20 protein-coding genes are annotated in these 21,174 nt (G+C 60.6%); 17 read left to right on the top strand and 3 right to left on the bottom strand.

The window, feature by feature from the left end; genetic code table 11:
* Positions 1-22: 22 nt before the first annotated feature.
* The 10 genes from JF535_RS02870 (at position 23) to JF535_RS02825 (ending at position 10,890) form a co-directional block, all read left to right on the top strand.
* Positions 23-2,089 (top strand): tetratricopeptide repeat protein, encoded by a 2,067-nt coding sequence (locus JF535_RS02870; protein ID WP_206998869.1) that lies wholly within the window; start codon positions 23-25, stop codon positions 2,087-2,089.
* Positions 2,086-5,013, top strand: coding sequence for a tetratricopeptide repeat protein (locus tag JF535_RS02865; RefSeq protein ID WP_340674109.1), 2,928 nt, complete (start codon positions 2,086-2,088; stop codon positions 5,011-5,013). Before JF535_RS02870 ends, JF535_RS02865 begins: the two co-directional genes overlap by 4 nt.
* Entirely contained in the window at positions 5,000-5,665 is a 666-nt protein-coding gene (locus JF535_RS02860; protein ID WP_206998866.1) for a tetratricopeptide repeat protein, read from the top strand. Before JF535_RS02865 ends, JF535_RS02860 begins: the two co-directional genes overlap by 14 nt.
* 3 nt (positions 5,666-5,668) lie before the next feature.
* A complete protein-coding gene (locus JF535_RS02855; RefSeq protein WP_206998865.1) occupies positions 5,669-5,959 on the top strand; it encodes a hypothetical protein in 291 nt (96 codons plus the stop codon).
* 44 nt (positions 5,960-6,003) lie between these two features.
* Complete coding sequence (locus tag JF535_RS02850) at positions 6,004-6,690, top strand: MotA/TolQ/ExbB proton channel family protein (RefSeq protein WP_206998862.1); 687 nt, start codon at positions 6,004-6,006, stop codon at positions 6,688-6,690.
* Between the two features lie 64 nt (positions 6,691-6,754).
* On the top strand, positions 6,755-7,294 hold the full coding sequence (locus JF535_RS02845; RefSeq protein WP_206998860.1) for an ExbD/TolR family protein: 540 nt from the start codon (positions 6,755-6,757) through the stop codon (positions 7,292-7,294).
* Positions 7,291-7,812, top strand: coding sequence for an ExbD/TolR family protein (locus tag JF535_RS02840; protein ID WP_206998858.1), 522 nt, complete (start codon positions 7,291-7,293; stop codon positions 7,810-7,812). Before JF535_RS02845 ends, JF535_RS02840 begins: the two co-directional genes overlap by 4 nt.
* Before the next feature lie 18 nt (positions 7,813-7,830).
* Positions 7,831-8,868 carry an AgmX/PglI C-terminal domain-containing protein gene (locus tag JF535_RS02835; protein ID WP_242523561.1) on the top strand — a complete coding sequence of 346 codons (1,038 nt, stop codon included), beginning with the start codon at positions 7,831-7,833 and terminating at the stop codon, positions 8,866-8,868.
* 325 nt (positions 8,869-9,193) lie between these two features.
* Positions 9,194-9,979, top strand: a complete 786-nt coding sequence (locus JF535_RS02830) for a LuxR C-terminal-related transcriptional regulator (protein WP_206998856.1) — start codon at positions 9,194-9,196, stop codon at positions 9,977-9,979.
* On the top strand, positions 9,925-10,890 hold the full coding sequence (locus tag JF535_RS02825; protein ID WP_206998844.1) for a LuxR C-terminal-related transcriptional regulator: 966 nt from the start codon (positions 9,925-9,927) through the stop codon (positions 10,888-10,890). Before JF535_RS02830 ends, JF535_RS02825 begins: the two co-directional genes overlap by 55 nt.
* A gap of 303 nt (positions 10,891-11,193) precedes the next feature.
* Here JF535_RS02825 and JF535_RS02820 read toward each other — a convergent pair whose 3' ends face one another.
* Both JF535_RS02820 and JF535_RS02815 read right to left on the bottom strand, forming a co-directional pair.
* Complete coding sequence (locus JF535_RS02820; RefSeq protein WP_206998836.1) at positions 11,194-11,583, bottom strand: DUF2237 family protein; 390 nt, start codon at positions 11,581-11,583, stop codon at positions 11,194-11,196.
* Complete coding sequence (locus tag JF535_RS02815) at positions 11,574-12,200, bottom strand: DUF2939 domain-containing protein (RefSeq protein WP_206998834.1); 627 nt, start codon at positions 12,198-12,200, stop codon at positions 11,574-11,576. Before JF535_RS02815 ends, JF535_RS02820 begins: the two co-directional genes overlap by 10 nt.
* A gap of 222 nt (positions 12,201-12,422) precedes the next feature.
* On the opposite strand from JF535_RS02815, the gene JF535_RS02810 reads away from it, so the two are divergent.
* The 7 genes from JF535_RS02810 (at position 12,423) to JF535_RS02780 (ending at position 20,333) form a co-directional block, all read left to right on the top strand.
* On the top strand, positions 12,423-13,175 hold the full coding sequence (locus tag JF535_RS02810) for a hypothetical protein (RefSeq protein WP_206998832.1): 753 nt from the start codon (positions 12,423-12,425) through the stop codon (positions 13,173-13,175).
* Between the two features lie 65 nt (positions 13,176-13,240).
* Complete coding sequence (locus JF535_RS02805; protein WP_206998830.1) at positions 13,241-14,023, top strand: RDD family protein; 783 nt, start codon at positions 13,241-13,243, stop codon at positions 14,021-14,023.
* Complete coding sequence (locus JF535_RS02800) at positions 14,020-15,027, top strand: stage II sporulation protein M (protein WP_206998827.1); 1,008 nt, start codon at positions 14,020-14,022, stop codon at positions 15,025-15,027. The genes JF535_RS02805 and JF535_RS02800 overlap by 4 nt, the downstream gene beginning before the upstream one ends.
* Positions 15,024-16,604: a hypothetical protein gene (locus tag JF535_RS02795; protein WP_206998825.1), complete on the top strand. Its 1,581-nt coding sequence runs from the start codon at positions 15,024-15,026 to the stop codon at positions 16,602-16,604. The genes JF535_RS02800 and JF535_RS02795 overlap by 4 nt, the downstream gene beginning before the upstream one ends.
* Positions 16,601-17,992 (top strand): DUF4350 domain-containing protein, encoded by a 1,392-nt coding sequence (locus JF535_RS02790; protein ID WP_206998822.1) that lies wholly within the window; start codon positions 16,601-16,603, stop codon positions 17,990-17,992. The genes JF535_RS02795 and JF535_RS02790 overlap by 4 nt, the downstream gene beginning before the upstream one ends.
* A complete protein-coding gene (locus JF535_RS02785) occupies positions 17,989-19,008 on the top strand; it encodes an AAA family ATPase (RefSeq protein WP_206998821.1) in 1,020 nt (339 codons plus the stop codon). Before JF535_RS02790 ends, JF535_RS02785 begins: the two co-directional genes overlap by 4 nt.
* On the top strand, positions 19,005-20,333 hold the full coding sequence (locus JF535_RS02780) for a DUF58 domain-containing protein (RefSeq protein ID WP_206998818.1): 1,329 nt from the start codon (positions 19,005-19,007) through the stop codon (positions 20,331-20,333). The genes JF535_RS02785 and JF535_RS02780 overlap by 4 nt, the downstream gene beginning before the upstream one ends.
* Before the next feature lie 164 nt (positions 20,334-20,497).
* Here the strand turns inward: JF535_RS02780 and JF535_RS02775 are convergent, their stop codons facing one another.
* Positions 20,498-21,082 carry an outer membrane protein gene (locus JF535_RS02775; protein ID WP_206998815.1) on the bottom strand — a complete coding sequence of 195 codons (585 nt, stop codon included), beginning with the start codon at positions 21,080-21,082 and terminating at the stop codon, positions 20,498-20,500.
* Between the last annotated feature and the right edge of the window lie 92 nt (positions 21,083-21,174).

The following is a 21,174-nucleotide window of genomic DNA, read 5'->3' as shown; positions in this document are numbered from 1 at the left end:
GCGCACTATGTGGTTTTCCGCGGTGAAAAACATAACCCTCTCACCACTGGCGCTGACGCTGGCCGCCGTGATTGCCGGTACCGTATTGCCGGCAGCGGCTGACACACCCGCAGCCGTCGCACCCCAGCCTCTGGGTGAGGTAAACCAGCCGTCCCCAAAAAAACCCGGTGAACGATTTCAGCAGGCGCAGGACATGCGCTACGGCGCGGCGCTGTACCACTATTTTCAGGGCAATACCTTCGATGCCCTGAGCACCCTCATGGTGTCGGACCTGCGCGGCGGTATTGCCCATCACGCAGACAATGCCGATCTGATTCGCGGTGGCATCAGCCTGGCGTTCGGCCTGGAGCGACAGGCGGCGGAACTGTTTGAAAAGCAGTTACAGAAAGCGGCGGATGCCGACAACCAGCAACGTATCGCACGCTTTCGGGAAGTTGCCTGGCTCAAGCTGGCGGAACTGAATTATCGCCACCAGAACTGGGATACCGCTGCGCTACAGCTGCACAAGTCCGGCGCCATTCACCAGTCCACCCTGACTTTGAACCTGGCCATCCGCGGCGGCAACCTGGAGCAGGCGCAACAACTACTGGCAATGGCAGACCTGCCGCTCGCCGAGCGGGTACTCGGGCACAACAACCTTGGCGCCGCGCTGGCGCGGCAACAACAATTGCCCGCCGCAGCGGAAGAATATCGTCGTGCAGCCGCGCTGGTCGAACAGGACCTGGATGCCGCTGAGGAACTGCGCATCCTGCGCGACAAAGCGCGCATCGGTGCCGGATACGCACTGGCACTTGCCGGAGACCACGCCGGTGCCGCACAGGAGTTCCGTGGGGTACGCCTGGATACGCCCTGGTCCGCGGATGCGCTCCTCGGCCTCGGCTGGGTATCGGTCAATGGTGGCTACCATCAGCAGGCGGTGGACGCACTCGGTTACCTGATCAACCGCAACCCGCTGTCCCCCCAGGTCCAGGAAGCGCTGCTCGCACTGCCCTACAGCTATGAGGCGCTGCAACGCCCGAAACTTGCCCTGCAGTCCTATCTGCATGCGGAACAGCGCTACCAGCAGGCACTCGACGATCTCAAGGCACTGGAGCAGGCCTCGTATCGCCTGCAGTTCCCACTGCCTCCGGAAAACGAAACCCTGAACCTGCAGCGCTACGGATGGCTCGAGGATGCGGAAACCCCCGCATTGATCCGCGACAACCAGCGTTATCTGCTGCGCATGATGCAAAGCGATCGGCTGCAATTGCAGCTTGCGGAACTGCGCGACCTGCAACAGCTCACGCGGGTGCTCGCGCGCTGGCAGCAGCGGCTACCGGAATTCCACAACCTGATTGATGAGCGCGAGCAGCGTCATACCGACATCGTGCAACAGCACAACAGCGCCCAGTACGACCAGCAGGTACAGATCGCCGAGCAGCAACTGCAGCGGCTGAAGAACTCCCTCGCGCGGATCGAGGCGGACCAGGACGGCCTCGCGATGCTTGCCAGCAGCGATAGCGCTGCGTCCGAGTATCTGGGAATGGTGCGCGCGGCCGAAGCGCGCTACCAGCACCTGAGCAAGGCGGGCAAAACCAGTCGCTACCAGCAGCAGACACTGGCGCGCGCACGCGGCCTTCTTCAGTGGCAGGCGGCGGACCAGTATCACCAGAACCTGTGGCACACGCGCAAAACGATCGCTGCACTGGAAGAGCAACTGGCCGAGGCCGCGCGCCGCCAACGCAGTGTTGCGCGCATCGCCGCCGAGGCACCACAGCTCAACCTGCTGGCCGGCAGCGTGGATGACGCCGGACAGCGCCTGGCGCAGCAGCAAGGTGCCATCGAGCGCGCCAGCAGCGCTCTGCAGAATCAGATTCGTCAGGACCTGCGTGACGCGCTCGGCGCTGCCACGCAACGGGTCGCGCAATATATGGCGCATACCCGCCTCGCCATTGCGCGCATTCAGGATGCGACGATACAGGGTGCTTACGAGGCGCCCACCCCGGCACAGCCTGAGGGCACACCTGAGACCGCAACGGAGACCACTCCCGAGCCAACCCCTGAGCCCGCGGTTGAAACCATCCCGCAAGCAGCGGAGGTGCCATCGTGAAGCCAGGCTGGCCGCGTACAAAACTGCTGACACTGGCGATTTGTGCCAGCGCTACCCTGGGCGGCTGCGCCAGTCAGTTTGATCCAGGCACTACACTGGCAGACCTGCCAGCTGCTACCCTGCCACCGGAACCGCAGGTAGAACTGCCGAAAGTGGCGCTGCCGGTATTGATTCACAGCTACGAAAAGGCCCTGGCAGCCAACCGCGACCCGAAAACCCGTCGCCAGATCCAGTTGCGCCTTGCCGATCTGGAAATGGAGCGCCTCGAGCAGCAGCAGGCGGATAACCCGGAGATGGTCGTCGCTTACGGTGAAGCCGTACGCCACTACGAAGCCCTGCTGCAAACCTCCGCCGATGACGATTACCTAGCCTACCGACTGGCCCGCGCCCGCGCCCTCGACGGCAACCTGTCCGGCTCCCTTGCCGCGCTGGAAAACATCGTCGAGACCGCGCCAGAGTCCCCGTTTATCGCCGAGGCCCTGTTCCGCCGCGGCGAGGCAGCCTTCAGCCAGAAAAAATACCGCGCCGCAGAGCGTGACTTCCGTGCGGTGCTCGCGCAGGGGGACTCCCCCTTTGCACAAAATGCGCGCTATATGCTCGGCTGGAGCCAGTTCAAGGACGCGCGCTACCGGGATGCCAGCAATACCTTCCTGTCGCTGATGGATCTGCTGTTGGCGGAAGACCAGGCGGAAGACCAGGCGGAAAGGCGTCCACTGCAAGCACTGCAGAAAGGCGAGCGCCGCCTCGCCGACGATACACTGCGCGTACTGGCGCTCGGGTTTAACTATCTCGGCGGTGCCGAGGTGATCGAATCCTTCAGCGCCGTAACCGACACCGGCGCCAGCGGCGACGCCGAAACCCGTCACACTCGCAGCTATCAGCACCTGCTGTACCGCGCCCTCGGTGACTGGTACGCAGAGAGTGAACGCTACCGCGATGGGGCACAGACCTTCCTCACCTTCGTCGCACAGAACCCGCAAAGTCCCGAGGCGCCGGGCATGCATGTGCGTGCGGTGGAGATCCTGCAACAGGGCAACTTCCCCAGTGAAGTGGTGCCGGCAAAACGGGAATTTGTTACCCGTTATGGGATTCGCAGCCTCTACTGGCAGAACGCCGACGACGCCCTGCGCAGCGAGCTGCGCGGTCAGCTGAAGCCCTGGCTGGAAGAGCTGGCCCGCTTCGATCACGCCCGCGCCCAGGCACTGCGGAACGAAGTGCGCAACCCCGGGAACAACAAACGGGCCGCAGCACGCGCCGAGCGTGAATCGCGCAGCGCATTCCTCGCCGCGGCCGCGCTCTACGCAGAATTTATCGAGACTTTCCCCGGCGACGAAAAGGCACCACCGCTTACCTTCCTGATGGCGGAAAGCCTCAACGATGCGGGCGACCATGCGCGCGCCTTCGACGCCTATACCCGGGTCGCCTGGGAGTTCACCGAAGAAACCGGCAAGACCCCGGTCAATGCCACCGAGGCAGGCTACGCGGCCATCCTGATGGCGGGGGAAATGCACAAGTCCGAGCGCAACCCGGAACTCGCCAGCCTGTGGCTCGATCGCAAAACCGAAACCAGCCTGCGCTTTGCCGATACCTGGCCCGGCGACCAGCGCGCTCTTGCGGTACAACTGGCGGCGGCCCAGAACCTGTTCGCCCAGTACCGCCACGCGGAAACCATTGCCGCCGCAGAAAAGGCCGCTGGCTGGCAACCGCCACCCAATCCGGCGCAGCGTCGCAACATCCTGATGCTGCTGGGGCACAGCCATTTCGAGACGGATAATTTTTCCGCGGCAGAAAACGCCTACGCACAGCTGCTTGCGGGCATGGCCACCAGTGACCCGGAGTACGTCAATACCCGCGATCGGCTGCAGTCGTCGATCTACAAGCAGGCGGAGCAGATTCTCAAGCAGGTGCACCTGACCACAGACAGCCTGGAATTTGTTGCGCCCACCGAGGAAGCCATTGCGCTGCTGCTGCGTGTGCGCGCAAGCGGCCGCTCAGCCATCGCCGCCACGGCGCAGTACGATGCCATCAACCAGCTGATGCGCCTGCAGCGCTGGCCCCAGGCACGGGCGGAACTGGCGGACTTCCGCCAGCACTATCCGCAGCACAAGCTCACCCCATCACTGACCGCCAAGGCCGTAGCCATCTATCAAGGGCTGGATATGCCGGAGGCGGCCGCCAACGAGCTGATGGCCTTGGCCAACAGCGACCCGGACCCGCGCGTGCGCCGCGACTCGCTTTACCTGGCCGCTGAACAATTCGAGCAATCCGGCAACACCGCCCGCGCCATTGAGGCCTATCGCCAGTACGCCCGTGATTGGCGCGAGCCTGCGTTGCAGAATCTGGAAGCCCAGTTCCAGCTGGTGTCCCTGTATGAAAAGGTCGGCAACCCGCGCGAGCGCAATCTCTGGATCAACAGCCTCGCCGGTAACCGGGTCTCCGCGCCGCGGGGTCGTTATCTGGCGGCTTACGCCAGCAATGAGCTGGCCGCACAAAGCTATGCCCGCTTCGAGCGGCAGAAACTGAACCTGCCCCTCAAGCAGAGTCTCAAGCGCAAAAAGCAGGCCATGGAAGAGACCGTTTCCGACTACAAAAAAGTGCTGGATTTCGGTATTGCCGAATTCACCACCGCCGCCAATTTCCGCCTGGCAGAAATCTATCGCCAGCTCAGCCGCGACCTGATGGACTCGCAGCGCCCCAACGGGCTGAACCCGCTGGAACTGGAGCAGTATGAAATCCTGCTGGAAGAGCAGGCTTACCCGTTCGAGGAAAAGGCCATCGAACTGCACGAAGCAAATGTAAAGCGCACCGCGAACGGGGTGTACGACGACTGGGTGAAAAACAGTTTCTCGTCCTTGGAAAACCTATTACCGGCGCGCTATCGCAAACCGGAAACCACAGTGGAGTGGAGCGATGCGGCTTACTAATCGACATTTCGGTAACAAGCGCGACACGCTGCTCGTAGTTTTTGCGCTGGCGGCCGCGCTTCTTGCCGGCTGTGCGGGCACCCCGACGGACCCGGCGGCTGCGAGCGACACGCCAGTGACCACCGACGCATCCGGCAAGCGTGTACCCGGCCCCAACCCTTATCTCGCGGAAGCCGGCAGCGTACCTGCCGGCGCGCAGCAGGGAATCAACCGGGCGCGCGACTACTTTGTGCAACAGCAGTACGCCGCCGCCGAAACGGAGCTGCAACAGGTGGTCACCCAGTGGCCGGGTTTGTCCGGGGCCTGGCTGAACCTGGCAAAGGTACAACTGAAGCTCAACAACCTGGAAGCGGCGGAAGCCAGCCTGAACCAGGCGACCACCGCCAATGCAAACAACGTTTTTGCCTGGAATACCCTCGGCGTATTCCTGCGCGACCAGGGGCGCTTTGAAGAAGCGCAGGTCGCCTATGAAAGTGCGCTGGCGCACTGGCCCGATTTTGCTGCGGCACATCGCAACCTGGGGATTCTTTTTGATCTTTACCTGCATCAACCGGAACGGGCCTTGCATCACTACCGCGAAGCGCGTGCGCTGGAGCCGGAAGAAGATCGCGTGCTGGCAGGCTGGATTGTGGACCTGGAGAGGAGACTGTAACCCGTGAACATATTACGCAATGCGCTTCAGGTGTTGGCTGTGTTACTCGTCTCCAGTCTGTGCTTTGCCCAAGACGACAGCGGTGAAGTAATCACTTTGGAGTCCACCATCATCGGCAGCCAGGAACAGCCCAAGGTGCTGTACATTATTCCCTGGAAGCAGGCCAACAGCCTGGAAAAAATTGACAGCACCCTGCCCAACGCCATCACCCATACGTTCCAGCACCAGGAATACTCGGAGCTGCAACGAGAAATAAAACTGCTCGAGCAAGAACGCTCGGATCAGCAACCGTAAACCATTTTTATAACCAGAAATCTTTACGTCCCGGAGATTTGACCATGGAATTTTTCAATACACTGCTGCGCTTTTTCCAGAACGGCGGCCCGTTCATGTACCCCATTGCGCTGGTACTGGTGATCGGCCTGGTACTGGTTATCGAGCGCTGGGTATTCCTGTCGCGCGCGAAAATGGCCAACCGCCGCGCCTACGGGCAGGTATTGCCCATGATGCAGCAGCGTAACTTTGCCGCCGCGCTCAAGTTCTCACAAAACGAGAAAGCGCCCATGAGCCAGATTGTCGCGGCTGGTATTTCTACCGCCCAGCACGCGCGCAAAGACGAAAACATCGCCATGGCCATCGAGGAAAGCATTCTTGAAGCGGTGCCGCGCCTGGAAAAGCGCACCAATTACCTGGCCACGCTGGCCAACATCGCCACACTGCTCGGCCTGCTGGGCACCATTATCGGCCTGATCGCGGCCTTCACCGCGGTCGCCAACGCAGATCCCTCAGAGAAGGCTTCCATGCTCTCCTCCAGTATCTCCGTGGCCATGAACACCACTGCGTTCGGCCTGATCTCCGCCATCCCGCTGCTGCTGGCCTACTCCATGCTGCAGAACAAAACCAATGAAATCATCGACAGCCTGGAAATGGCCGGGGTCAAGTTCCTCAATCTGATTACCCTCACACGTGGCCAGAAGGCCGAAGCCGCCGCGCGTCCGGCCGCCAAGGCTGGCGCTACCGCCTGAGCCGCGGCGAGAACGTATACCAGGGTGTAACAACCGAATAAGAGTCAGATAACAAGAGAGAGCCATGGCTATCCGACGCAGGCTGGAAACCGACCCGGATCTGGACATCACCTCGTTTATGAGCCTGATGACTGTACTGGTCCCCGTATTGCTGCTGAATATGGTGTTTTCCCATATCTCCGTGCTGAACCTCAACCTGCCCGGTCTGAGCGACCCCAGCGTGGCGGACCAAAAAGAAAACCAGCAGCTGGAACTGGTGCTGCGCAAAGACTACATCGACATCAACTATCCGGCGGGAATTCGCGTAAAGCGTATTGCCAACCGGGACGGACAGCCGGATTTCAAGCTGGTGTCAGATGTATTGCAGGAAGTGAAGCGCAGCCTGCGTGAGAAGGATATCGACAAGAAAGACCTGGTAATCCTTTCCGAGCCCGGCACCCCTTACCGCACCCTGGTGAGCGCCATGGATACCGCACGCTCTTTCCGCGCGGTGGTGGCCGCCTCGGTGGTGGATGCGGAACTGTTCCCGCAAATATCCCTGGGGGATGCGCCCGTGACGGACGCACCGGCAACAGACAATCAGCTGGCAGGCAACGGAATATGAAAGCGACGATCGGCGGAAAGCTGAAAGGGCGCAAACAGCGTCGGCACAAACAAACCAAGCTGAACCTGGTTTCACTGATGGATATTTTCACTATCCTGGTGTTCTTCCTGCTGGTGAACTCTTCGGATGTTGAGGTACTGCAGGCAGACAAGACCATCACGTTACCGGAATCCACCTCGACCGAGAAACCCGACACCACCACCGTGGTGCGGGTCAATGGCGACCAGTTGCTGGTAGGCAATCGCATGATCGCGAAGGTGGCGGATATCCCCGCGGATCAGGAACAGATTCAGCCCCTGCTGAATGAACTCGAGTACCTGGCCAGCCGCGCCGAGCCGCTGTCAGAAGAAAAACAGGCAGTGGGCCGCCCGGTAACCATTCTCGGCGATGAAGAAGTGCCTTACGCGCTGCTCAAGCAGATCATGAACACCTGTGCCGCGGCGGACTACCGGGATATTGATCTCGCTGTCACGCAGACGACACCTCAGGACCCGGCCACTGCGGCCGCCGGTCGCTAACGGGAGGGGCAAAATATCATGACTACAGCCACCTTCCATTCAGCAGCCACCAGTGCATCGGGTCGAACGGCCCTGATGCCCTGGCACTACTACAACTCCACTCTGCCGTGGACGTCCAGCGAGGAAGAAGACCAGCGCTTTCAAAAATTCCTCAAGAGCGGCATCGCCGCCTTTGTGGTGGTGGGTGCCCTGTTTACCTTTATCCCCGCACCGGAGCTGACCCGGGAGCAGGCGGAAAAGCTTCCACCGCAGCTGGCGCGGGTCATCCTGGAGAAGAAAGAACTCCCCAAACCGGTAGAAAAGCCGAAACCCAAGCCGGTAGAAAAAAAGCAGGAAAAGCCCAAAGAGGTAAAGCCGGAAAAACCCAAGCCCATTGAAAAGCCCAAGCCGGAGCCCATCAAAACCGTTAAGCCAAAACCGCTGAGCGAGAAGGCTCCCGCCGCGGAAGTGGCCAAGGCCCGCGAGAAAGCAGCCAATAGCGGGCTGATGCAGCTTCAGGACGACCTGATGGATATGCGCGACAGCCTGGACGTGTCCGCAGTGGCCAGCGCCAACAGCCTTGCCAGTGGCGCAGCCGAGGCGCAGAAAATTGACCGCTCACTGATTAGCGACAAGTCAAAGGCGGGCAGCGGTGGCATTAATACCGGTCAACTGAGCCGCAACACCGGCGGCTCGGCACTGTCTGGTCGCGAGACCACGCAGGTGCAGGTCGCAGAAGCCACAGCCGCTGCGCAATCCAGCGGCAAAGAGGCGCGAAGGGAACGCGGCACCCGCGGTGAGGAATCCATTCGCCAGGTGATGGAGGCCAACAAGGGGGCCATCTTTGCCATCTACAATCGCGCCCTGCGCCGCGACCCGACCCTGGCCGGCAAGGTCACGGTGAAGCTGGTCATCGAGGCCAATGGCACCATCTCCGCGGTAACGCTGGTCAGCAGTGAGCTGGACAGCCCGGACCTCGAGCGCAAGCTGCTGGCCCGTATCCGCCTGATCAACTTCGGCTCTGCCAACGTGGAGAAATCCACTCTCAACTACTCCATCGATTTCCTGCCCTCCTGAGGGCAGGTGACCTCACGCCCCTTCAAAAAGCCTCAGTCCCCAATGCCGGCCCAGGTATTGGGGACTGCGCCTGCGCCCGCCCGCTCCCCCTCACTCTCGCTCTCATTCACCCGGCAAAACGTTCAATACTGACTTAGCTGCATCACTGCAGCTCTAATATGTACATTCGTACCAAATAACATTGGAAAATCGCGCCGGAACTGATAAAAAAGTCTCAAGTATTTTGTGACCGTGGTCACATATTCCGTATGCTGGCGGTGCACTTGGACCATTCGAGTCGATGCCCCCTGAATTTGGCATGTAAAACGTAGAAGGACTTCCACGCGTGGACGACCAGAACCCACAGACCCAGCTGCTGAAGGACGTCTGGCAGAGCCGCAAGGCACTGTTCGCCAAACACCAGACCGAGTTGGGGAAATTCAGGGTAGATGCGCTGATCAGCGCCATTTTCAGCAACGGGCCTTTTTATCACTACGTGTTTGATCTGAGTGACCTCAACCTGCTGTACTGCAGCGCGGAAGTGGAACAGATTCACGGGCTGAAGCTGGAGTCCCTCACCCTCCAGGACATTCTTGATCAGGTGCACCCGGAGGATATGGATTTCGTCTCCCGCGCCGAGGCGACGGCCATCCGGCTATTCCAGGACAAGATCGGCCTGCACAAGATTACCAATTACAAGGTTTCCTATTGCTTCCGGTTCCGCGTCAAGGGTGGTGACTATCGTTTGTTCAACCACCAAGCGGTCGTATTGACCACGGACCAGCAGGGCAGGATAGGCAAGGCACTCAACGTGCACACCGACATTTCCCACCTGACCGACAATAACAATCGTCGCCTTTCTCTGATCGGGATGAATGGTGAACCCTCTTATCTTGACCTCGAAGTCGACGGCGAAGTCGCCGACCCCATACCCCAGCCTCCCAGATTCACCCCGCGCGAGATCACTGTTATCCAGCGGATCGCCAAAGGAATGACCAGTGCGGAGATCGGAAGGGAGCTGTTGCTCTCGGAGTACACCATCAAGAATCACCGCAAGCGAATACTGAAGAAGGCGGGTTGCCAGAATATGACCCAGCTGATTGCCCGCTGCATTACAGAAGGCCTTATTTAACCTGTGCAAACCACGGGTTACCGATAGATTCGTACCCTGACAATAAAAAAGCCGACACAGGCAATAACGATGTAACGATTGGGGCTGGCCAAATGGCAGACGACGTTTTACAACCGGAAAAAAATCCGACGCAGCAGGCGTCGCCGACAATTCCCGAGCTCTTCACCAGCGGTCGCTTTGGCACGCTCCATCAGCGCAGCGAATTCGACCGGTTTGTTGCCTCCGTGTTTGGATCGGGCGGTACTTTTTACTACGTCATCGACCTGTCGAAACAGCAGCAACCGCTACAGGCAAGCCCATCCATCGAGGCCATTCTTGGCCTGGCGCCGCGCGCAGTAACCTTCCAGGCCATTCTCGATCGAGTGCATCCGCAGGATAGGACGTTTGCGACACAGGCAGAAAAAACCGCACTGGCGATCCTGGAAAAGAAACTGGGCCCACAACAGATAAAAAACTACAAGGTCTCCTTTACCGCCAGAATGCGGACCGCCGAGGGACGCTACTACCTGTTCAATCATCAGGCGATGGTACTGGCCGAGGACAATCATGGCAGGCCAACCAGGCTGCTCCGTATCCACACGGATATCTCCCACCTGGCCAGTCACAATAATTTCAAAGTGTCATTGCTGAGTCTTCGCGGCGGTGAGGATTTTTTAAATCTGGATGTACTCGCCAAAGCGGAGCCTGCTGCAGAACTGCACGCAAACTTTACCCGGCGGGAACGGGAAATCCTGGATCTGCTTGCCGCAGGCAAGACCAGCGTGGAGATCGCCAGGGTCATGAGCATTTCCCCGCATACGGTAAAGAATCACCGGAAAAATATTCTGCGAAAGGCCAACTGTAAATCCACCAGTCAGCTGATTTCCCAGTACATCAGCGAAGGATCGAAGGGCGTGCTTCACGCGACATGAATAACGGGAGCCTTGAACAGAGACACCCAAACCAGTCACAGATTTTCGCGTAATGCAACCATTTTGACTTGAAAGAGCTATTGTTTGACCGCGGATAAACGCGCAATCTTGTTACTGAGCAGGCAAGCCTCCCTAACGGGGATGCCTGCCGGTACGGATACTGCGCTCGCCAACAATGTTCATCCTGTGAGTTGGTTATCAGCCGAAAGGCTGGCTCTGAGCAGGCCAGGACGGCTTGCTTCAGGGCATTTTGTCTGCGCGACAGCGTTACACCACCGCTTTTTACCACTTCATCGGCCGTATTTAATTCAAGTCCACCGCGTACTGACGCAGCAGCGCTAACGGAACAATTTCCAGGGCGCGCTGGTGGGTGCGCTGCAGGTAAACTCGCGGCGCCATGTCCGCCTGCTGTGCCTCGAGCCAGCGCGCAGCGCACAGGCACCAACGGTCGCCCGGATTCAGGCCGGGAAAGCCGAACTCCTCCACCGGCGTACTCAGGTCATTGCCACGCTCGCGGGAAAACCGCAGGAAGTCCTTGGTCACCTCCACACACACTGTGTGCGACCCCATATCCTGATCATTGGTGTTGCAGCAACCGTCGCGGAAAAAACCGGTCAGGGGATCGCGGCTACAGGGAATCAGCGCCTCGCCGAAGACGTTTTTGGATTCGTGCATTTCCAGTGCTATTGCCATTCTTCAACTTCCCCGTTTTCTGTATCGATCAAAACCATATCCACCAATTGCCAGCGCCAACCATTCCGCTGCAGTGACAGTTTTACACCCGTATCATCCACTTTATTGCCACAGATTACCGACACGGTATTGGGCCCGCTGAAGTACCAGCGGCGCAGCTGCCAGTGATGGTCATGCTCAGCGTTAGTGGTGTCTTCGTCCGTCCCCGTGCGCCGCTGCGGCGGGGCCGCTTGTGGCTGCCGGCTGGTGCCGCCAAACACCCGCTCCAGATCCCGCTCAAACGCGCGCCAGTCCTTTTGCCCCTGAATCAAGTCGGCAATACCCTGCGCACTGATCAGCCGGTCCACCAGCGGCCCCAGAAGCAGATCGGCGCCGGCCGTAAACAGGCCGCTCAAGTCCGGGGGCATGTCTTCGCCCATGGATTGCTGCAGTTTCGCCTGCAGACGCGCACGTATGTTCGCCCGCAGCACGGGAAAATCGACATAGCGCTCCAGTGCCGCGGTATCTTCGTGATGAGCGGCCTCGATCAACCGGTGCGCCGAGTACCAGGGCAGCGCCGCATATACGCCGCTCACCAGCAGTACCGTCAACCCGGCACGCAATAACCACCTTCCCATTCCGTTTCTACCATCGCTATCGGCCAACAGCAGGCAATAGTAGCGTTGCGGCACCCGCAATTACAGACGCTTACACCAAAGGGTTTAAGGCGCCAACAGGCCCTACGCCTGTGTTATCGTTGCCAATCCTGTTGCCGAAACCGGCAGATCGCAGGAAAAACCGGTTTCTGGATGTAGCACCGGCAACAATAAAGGTAAAAATTAGTTCAAGGAATTTCGACCATGAGTAGTGATATTTACAGCGCGCCAAAATCCGAGCTGGCGGCGGAGCAGGGCGGCAACCCCGAGATGGGTTCGATAGCCGGTGCGCTGGCGGGGGATTACCAGGTCGCCATCGGCGATACCCTGAGTGAGGCCTGGGCCAAGACCAAGGGCAATAAGGGCACCGTATGGTTGGGTGTGCTGCTGTATTTTGTGGCTTCGGTCGCCATTACCATTGTGGCCGCACTGGTTACCGGGCAGTCCCTCACCGAACCCGACACCAATGTGGGCGTTGGCAGCATTGTGTCCGACCTGATCGTTATGGTTGCCGCCGCACCGCTGGCAGCGGGCATGATCATGATCGGCGTGAAAATCGCACGGAATGAAGCCGTCTCCGGCACCGAGGTTTTCGCTCACTTTGACAAGATCCTGCCGCTGGCCCTGGGCATGATCCTGATGTACCTGCTGATCGGTATCGGTTTTATTCTGCTGGTACTGCCGGGCATCTACCTGATGGTGGGCTATTTGATGATGATGCCGCTGATTGTGGACAAGAATATGGGCCCCTGGCAGGCTCTGGAAACCTCGCGCAAGGCGATCACCAAACACTGGTTCCCAGTATTTGGCTTTACTATCGTGATGCTGCTGCTGTATATCGCGGGCTTGCTGGCGCTGTTGATTGGCCTGATCTGGGCGATTCCGGCTCTGAGCATTGCGTACGGTATCCTGTACCGCAATATGTTTGGTGGCCATGAAGCCACCCCGGACATCTGATGCTCCCTGCGGCATAGAAACTGGCGTGTCCAGTGACTATGCCGCGCAATCCTTAGCCCTGCCCGATGCACAAGACAATTCCAGCCACAACCGACGCCGACGCCGCTGCCGTGATCCGTGATCTCGACACCCTGTACGAGATCGAGACACCAGAAGGTATCGACCTCACCACCCGCGTTGCCGGCCCTTTACCGCGCATACTCGCCTACGCCGTGGACCTGTTCTACCGCACAGTGATCCTGATCATTCTCGGTATCGCGATCAGTGTTGCGGGTGATGCTGGTGTGGGTGTGTGGCTGCTGGTGTCCTTTTTGCTGGAATGGTTTTACCCGGTTTTTTTCGAGGTGTTGCGCGGCGGGCAAACCCCGGGCAAGCGGGCATTTTCTATCGCGGTGATCAACGATAACCTCACCCCCATCGGCTGGGGGCCGTCGATCATGCGCAACCTGCTGCGGTTCGCAGACTTCCTGCCATTCGGCTATTTCGCCGGCATTATCAGCATGACCTGCAGCCGGGATTTCCGGCGCCTGGGCGACCATGCCGCCGGCACCCTGGTGGTCTATCGGGAGCAGCCGAAGACGGCGTCCGGCTTGCCATCGGTGCCACCCGCGGCGCCACCCCGTGGATTGCAGCTGCAAGATCAACAGGCCATTGTCAGCCTGTGCGAACGTCACCGCGCACTCAGCCAGCCGCGACAGCAGGAACTGGCCGAGCTGCTGCAACCGCTCACCGGCAGATCGGGTATCACTGGGCTGGAGCGGCTACACGGCATCGGCCGCTGGCTGCTCGGGGCACGCACGGTGGAAGAAACTACGCCGCGCGGAACAACACAGGCAGGTGACCAGTGAAGCAGCGCGACTTCGAGCAGCGCCATCAGCAGCTGTGGCAACAACTGGAAAATTTCCTGGCCGGCTATCGCAAAAACACGGCCACCGAAACAGGCAGCGACGGGCGTGTAGACGACCTGCCGGCCAGCTACCGGCGACTGTGCCAGCAGCTGGCGGTGGCCAAGGAGCGACAGTACACCAGCCAGCTGATTGCGCGCCTCAACCAACTGGTGATGGACTGCCACCAGCGGCTCTACCAGCAGGAATCGGTGTCCAGCAGCCGCTGGCTCGATTACCTGTTTGCCGGCTTTCCCCAGGCACTGCGCCAGCAGGCGCGCTTCGTGTGGCTCGCCTGCGCACTGTTCCTCGCCCCGGCACTGGTGATGGGACTCGGCAGCTACTCCAACGACGCACTGATTTACACCGTGATGTCGCCGGAGCAGGTGCTACAAATTGAATCCATGTACGACCCGGCCAACCGGGTACTGGGGCGCGAACGCGGATCGGATACCGACCTGCAGATGTTCGGCTTTTATATCAAAAACAATATCGGTATCGCCTTCCGTACCTTTGCCGCAGGCATACTGTTCGGGCTCGGCTCCATCTTTTTCCTGGTGTTCAACGGATTATTTCTCGGTGCGATTTTCGGCCACATCACCCGTGTGGGATTTGTGTCCACCTTCTATCCGTTTGTGATCGGTCACGGTGCTTTCGAACTGACCGCCATCGTGTTTGCCGGTGCGGCCGGGCTGCACCTGGGGCACTCCCTGGTCAACCCCGGCAACCAGCGCCGTCGGGATTCCCTGCGCGGGGCCGCGCGGGAGTCAATGAAAATCATGTACGGCACCTTCCTGATGCTGGTCATCGCCGCCTTCCTCGAAGCCTTCTGGTCCTCGAGCACCCAGGTGAGCATCGCGGTGAAGCTCGCGGTGGGGAGTTTTTTCTGGCTTCTGGTCATTAGCTACTGCGTGTTTGCCGGGCGCTCCAGGCCATCCGGCCCTGCCATCGCGGGAGGTCGCCCTTGAACCTCAACCGTCTCGCCGTGCGCGCGCGACCGCGTTCCAGCTGGGAATCTGTTGATCTGGGCATCCTGCTCGCGCGCCCCCTGTGGTGGCAGTTGAGCGCACTCTGGCTACTGCCAGCCGCGCTCCTGTTTTTACTGCTCGGGCTGATTTTTCCCGACAGCCCCAACTGGGTAATTTTTGCCGTGTGGTGGTTGAAGCCGGCGTTTGAGCGGCTGCCGCTGCTGGTGGCAAGCCGCAAGCTGTTCAACGAACCCATGAGTAACCGCCAGGCGCTGGCACAGTTTGGCAGCGCCAACCGCCACGACTGGCTTGCCTGGCTGACCTGGCGACGGCTCAGCTTTACCCGCGCCTTCGATTTACCCGTGACGGTACTGGAGCATGCACAGGGAAAGACACGCGCAACCCGCATCGCCCTGCTGCACCGCAATACCGCCAGTAGCGCCAGCTGGCTGCATATCGTCGGTGTGCATGTGGAAATGATCCTGGTGATGGGCCTGGCGGCATTGCTTTACCTGATGCTGCCGGCACAGCTGGAGATCGACTGGATCCCCCTTGTCAGCGACAACAGTGTGCTGTCTGCCTGGATCGCCAATGGCCTCACCCTGCTGGTGATGGCCGCGGTCGCGCCGTTTTATGTGTGTGCCGGGTTCATGCTGTATATCGGCCGGCGCGTTGAGCTGGAGGCCTGGGATATCGAAATCCAGTTCCGCAAGTTGCGCGCCCGTCTCGACGCACAACAGCAACGTCCGCGCAAAGCGCACACTGCCCGTGCCACGACGGTGGCATCGCTCGCCTGCGCAGTGTGCCTGGCAGGCATAAGCGCCTTGCTCGCACCCCAGCCAGCGCATGCGGATGTCGCCACTCCGGGTCAGGCAGAAGCCGTGATCGACGAGGTGCTGGCAGGGGAGGATTTTCACCAGCGCGAGCAGGTCAGCCACTGGCGTTTGAAAACCTTCGAATCCCGCGAGCATCCCATTCCCGAGTGGTTAATCGCGTTTGTCGAGTGGCTGGAAGGGCTGGGCGGTAGCGAAGAAGTTGACACCGAGGGCGCGTTTTGGCCCATGCTCGCGGGTATTATTGAAGTGCTGCTGTGGATCACGGCCATCGGCCTTGTGGCCTACCTGCTATGGCGCTTTCGCGATCACCTGCGCGCGCTGCTCGGCTACCGTGCACCGAAATCCATCACCGAGCGCTCGCGCCCGCAAACTCTGTTTGGGCTGGATGTGCGCCGCGAGAGCCTGCCGGAAGATGTGACCCGCGAGGTGCTGACCCTGTGGCAGGCTGGCCACCAGCGCGAAGCCATGGGGCTGCTGTACCGCGCCAGCCTGTCCAACCTGATCTCACAATTCGATTGCGCCTTCCGCGATCACCACACGGAAGCGGAGTGTGCACAGCTGGTGCGGGATGAGGCCGGGCAGGACCCGCGATTGCAGCCCGCCCTGGTGCATTTTTTCAGCCAGCTCACCGTCGTCTGGCAGCGCCAGGCTTACGCGCACCAGCCACCCGCGCATGCGCAACTGGAATCCCTGTGCATGCAGTGGCAACAGGTTTTCCGTGAGCGGGAGGCAACCTCATGAAACTGAGCCGGCTCGCTATCTTCGTCACCCTGCTGCTGGTCGCCGTTGCCAGTGGCCTGTTCCTGGTTTTTTTCGAGCGGCACACCGAGGAAGTGGATCGCGGGTTTGGCCCCGAGGCACGCCGTAATCCGTATCTCGCTGCCCATCGCTTCCTCGACCGGCTCGGCATCCACCATCGCCGCGCCGACAACATTTCCGTGCTCGCCACCCTCAATGACGGCGACGCCCTGTTTCTCGCCAGCTCCAGCCAGATCTACAACGCCGATCGCCTGCGCGAATTCATGGACTGGATCGATTCCGGTGGCCACGCCATCGTCATCGCCCACCAGGGTATCGGCGACCACGAGCAGGATCTGTTGCTGCAGGCACTGGGGCTGGGAGTTACCGAAGGGGACCTGGATCTCTATTTCAACCGCCAACTGCGGGAAGTGTTCGGCGAAGAGGCCAGTGAACTGCAGGGTAAAACGGTGAGTGAACTCATGCGCGAGCACAACCGCAAACTCCGCGAAGAGCAGCGCAGCCACGGTAGCGATGAAAATAACCATAACACAAGCAAACACAGCGGCGCATCGCAGCAAACCGCCGCATCCTCCGAAGCCACGCCTGCTAATGCCGAGTCGCATAACACTCAGCCGCGCAATCCGGATATCGACCCGGAGCGCCTGATCAACCTCACCAGTGATGGTGGCACCAGCTACGCGCTCTATTTCAATCCACGCACCGCGTTCACCCACGAAATGATGGGCCAGGCCAGCGATGTCGACGTGGACGGGGAGCCACTGCACTGGGTGGCGTTCCAGAATATTCCCACCCTGTCACCGCTGGTGTACTACGAGCGTGGCCGCGGTCGACTGACACTGATGACCGATGCCAGTCTGTGGCAAAACGATCGTATCGGGGAATTTGACCACGCCTATTTTCTCGCCCACCTGGTTGGCGAGCGCGATCTGGTAATGATCACCCGGCCGCGCTTCGACACGCTGGGCACCCTGATTCAGCGCTATGCCCTGGAACTGCTGGTAGCCGGGCTACTCGCACTGGCGGCATGGATCGCCAACCGCAGCCGGCACTTCGGGCCGCTGGCACCGGCGCCCGCGAGCGCGCGGCGCTCCCTGCTGGAGCACATCCGCGCCTGCGGACAGTTTTACTGGCGCCAGAACCGGGGCGAGCGGCTGTTCGAGCAGATACGCACGCCGCTGCGCGCAAGGCTCAGCGGAAACCAGCCGTACGACGCCACGCAACAGCAGTATGTTGCTGCGAAGGTGGCAGAGAAAACCGGCCTCGCCGCAGCAGAAATCATCGACACCCTGTGGGGGCCGGCACCCCACACCCAGGAAGACTTTACCGCGCGCTTGCGCAGTATTCAGATCATTGAGGCCGCCTTATGAGCGAAACCACTCTGGAAACAACACCCGCCCATCACGCAGATACCCGCCCGGCGGACGTCAATCCCTGGCAGCGTGCCAGCGACCAGGTCAATACCTTGCGCGCACGTATCAACCAGGTGGTTATCGGCCAGCAACCGGTGGTGGACCAGGTGCTGATTGCGCTGCTCGCCGGCGGCCACGTATTGCTGGAAGGGGTACCCGGGCTCGGCAAAACCCTGCTGGTGCGGAGCCTCGCGCGCGGCTTCGGCGGTGCATTCCGGCGCATCCAGTTCACCCCCGACCTGATGCCGGCGGATGTCACCGGTCACGCCATTTATCATATGACGGAGAGCCGCTTTGAAGTGCGCCGCGGCCCGGTGTTCACCAACCTGTTGCTGGCGGACGAAATCAACCGCGCGCCGGCCAAAACCCAGGCGGCGCTGCTGGAGGTCATGCAGGAACAGCAGGTGACCATCGATGGCGAAACCCATGCGACGCCCCGGCCGTTTATGGTACTGGCCACCCAGAACCCGGTGGAACAGGAAGGTACCTATCCGCTGCCAGAAGCAGAACTGGACCGCTTTCTACTCAAGGTCCTGATCGACTTCCCCAGCCAGCAGGCGGAAGAACAACTGGCGGCCGCCGCCAGCGGTGGTCACATCGAACGCACCCTGCGGGACTCGGTACAGCCGGTGTTTGACGCCGATGCACTGCAACAACTGCAGACGCTGGTACCGCAAATCCAGGTGGACCAACAGGTGCTGGCGTACGCCGTGCGCCTGGTGCGGGCCACCCGGGAATCCTCGCAGCTGCGCCGCGCCGCCGGACCGCGCGCCAGCATCGGCCTGATTCTCGCCGCCCGCGCGCACGCGCTGCTGGAGGGGCGCGACTTCGTACTGCCGGACGACATCAAGGCCATGGCCATCCCCGTCATGCGCCATCGGGTCGCAGTCTCCCCGGATATGGAGATCGACGGCGAAACCGCCGACTCGGTGCTGAGCCAGATCATCGAATCCGTGGAGGCCCCGCGGCTGTGAGGCCCTCGCCACTGCTTATCCGCTTGCTGCTGATTGCTACCGCCAGCGCATTGGCGGTCAGCGTCGCGCGCATCTGGTGGCCGGCGGCCGCGGGGTTGCTCAGCAGTGCCTGGTGGTTTGGATTGGTCGCGCTGACACTCGCAGCGCTGCTGGACCTGCTCACCGGACGGCACGTTGACGGCCTCAGCGGGCACCGCCACCTGCCGGGCAACCTCGCTCTGGGTGTGGAGCAGTTGATCGGCGTGCAGCTGCACAACCGCGGCCCACGCCCACTGAGCCTGCAGGTATCCGACCAACTGCCCGAGCAACTGCGCAGCAGCGACCTGCCCCTGCAGGTTGCACTCAACCCGGGCCAGGATATCCATATCCACTACAACGCCACGCCGGTGCAGCGCGGGCGCGCGGCTTTCGGGCATCTGGCGCTGCTCGCCAGCTCGCCGTGGAAACTGTGGCAATGCCGGGTGCAGCTGGGGGCGCCTCAGGAGGTCAAGGTCTACCCGAATTTCCTCGGCATCTCTTCCCTGCAGGCACTGTCGACCGAGCAATCCCTGCGCTATCTGGGGGTTCACCAGCAGCAACGCCGCGGCGAGGGCCTGGATTTCCGCCAGCTGCGGGAGTACCGCCGTGGCGACAGCCAGCGCCAGGTAGACTGGCGCGCCAGCGCACGTATGCAAAAGCTGATCAGCCGCGAGTATCAGGACGAGCGGGATCAGGAAATCATTTTCCTGCTGGACTGCGGTCGGCGCATGCGTACACAGGATGGTGAGCTGAGCCATTTCGACCATGCCCTGAACGCGCTGCTGCTGTCTGCTTACGTGGCCATTCGCCAGGGCGATGCCGTAGGCCTGCAGTGTTTTGCCGGTACCCACAGCCGCCTGCCACCGGTAAAGGGCGAGGGCGGTATCAACCTGCTGCTGAACCATGTCTACGACATCCACTCCGGCACCGCACACAGTGATTACACCGCCGCCGCCGAACAGCTACTGGCGCACCAGCAGCGGCGCGCACTGGTTATCCTGCTGACCAATGTGCGGGACGAAGACAGCGAAGACCTGACCAGCGCCGTGCAACAGCTTTCCCGCCACCATCTGGTGATGGTGGCCTGCCTGCGGGAGCGCGCGCTGGATCAACTGCTGGAACAGCCGGTAGCGGATTTCGACAGCGCACTGCTGTACAGCGCGGGGCGCGACTTCAGTGCGCGCCGCGAGCGCCTGCTGCAGCAATTGCGCGCGCGCAACAACATTCTGGCGGACGCCCTGCCATCGGAGATGCATCTGTCGCTGGTGGAAGCCTACTGGCAATTGAAGCGCAGCGGCCGCCTGTAGCCGCGCGATCGCCACAGGCAACCGGCGAAGGAGAATCAGGGAAGAAGAGCCGGGAAGAAAAATCGGGCAGGAAGATAAGGCGAGCGGGGGTCCGAACCCGGGTTTGAGGAAGCAACACCGTGTCCGGCGCCCGTACCGCGCCGGCCGCCGTTTACCTCAGGTGTTCAGAACCGATAACTGAAGTTGACGGTGAGCGTGCGCATATGTCCGAAGTTCAGGCGCACATCGGACACGCCATCGTTGACCCACAGCCGGGCATCCACATCGTTATAGTTGTACTCGATGGACGTATCGAAATCCTGGGTCCACTTGTAACGGTAACCCACGCCAGCGTTCCAGTAGTTGTCATCCGTATCGTCATCGATCACATACAGGACATCGCGCTTTTCAATGGTGTCGACGTCGAAATTGCCGTAGTTCCAACCCACCATCCAGTAGAAACACTGCACATCGCAGGTCATGGTGAAATCCACTTTGGCGCCAATACCCCACTGGTCCACGGAAACGCTGCCGTCGTCAAAACCGGTATAGCGCAGTTCTACCTGCCAGATGCCCGCATCCGGGGTCACACCAATGCTGGCATAACCGGCAAAATCCTGCTCATCATTGATCTGCAGCTCGCCCACACCCAGCCCAACCGTGCCCACGATGCGATATTCACCGTTGCAGTAGCCGTCGATGGGATTGTTCCACTGGGCCAGTGCGGCACTGGAAGCGAACAGAGCCAGAAGGAATACCAGGCCTTTCATTGTCACCGTCCTTGGTTTTTCAACTCGGAATTTTTCTACGGGTTCACAAACCCTGTTGTCACTCGATGCAAGCAGTTAGCGAAGGATGCGCA

Source organism: Microbulbifer salipaludis, assembly GCF_017303155.1.
Lineage (GTDB): Bacteria > Pseudomonadota > Gammaproteobacteria > Pseudomonadales > Cellvibrionaceae > Microbulbifer > Microbulbifer salipaludis.
Note: the sequence above shows the minus strand (reverse complement) of the source record. Positions and strands in the feature narration are given on the sequence as shown.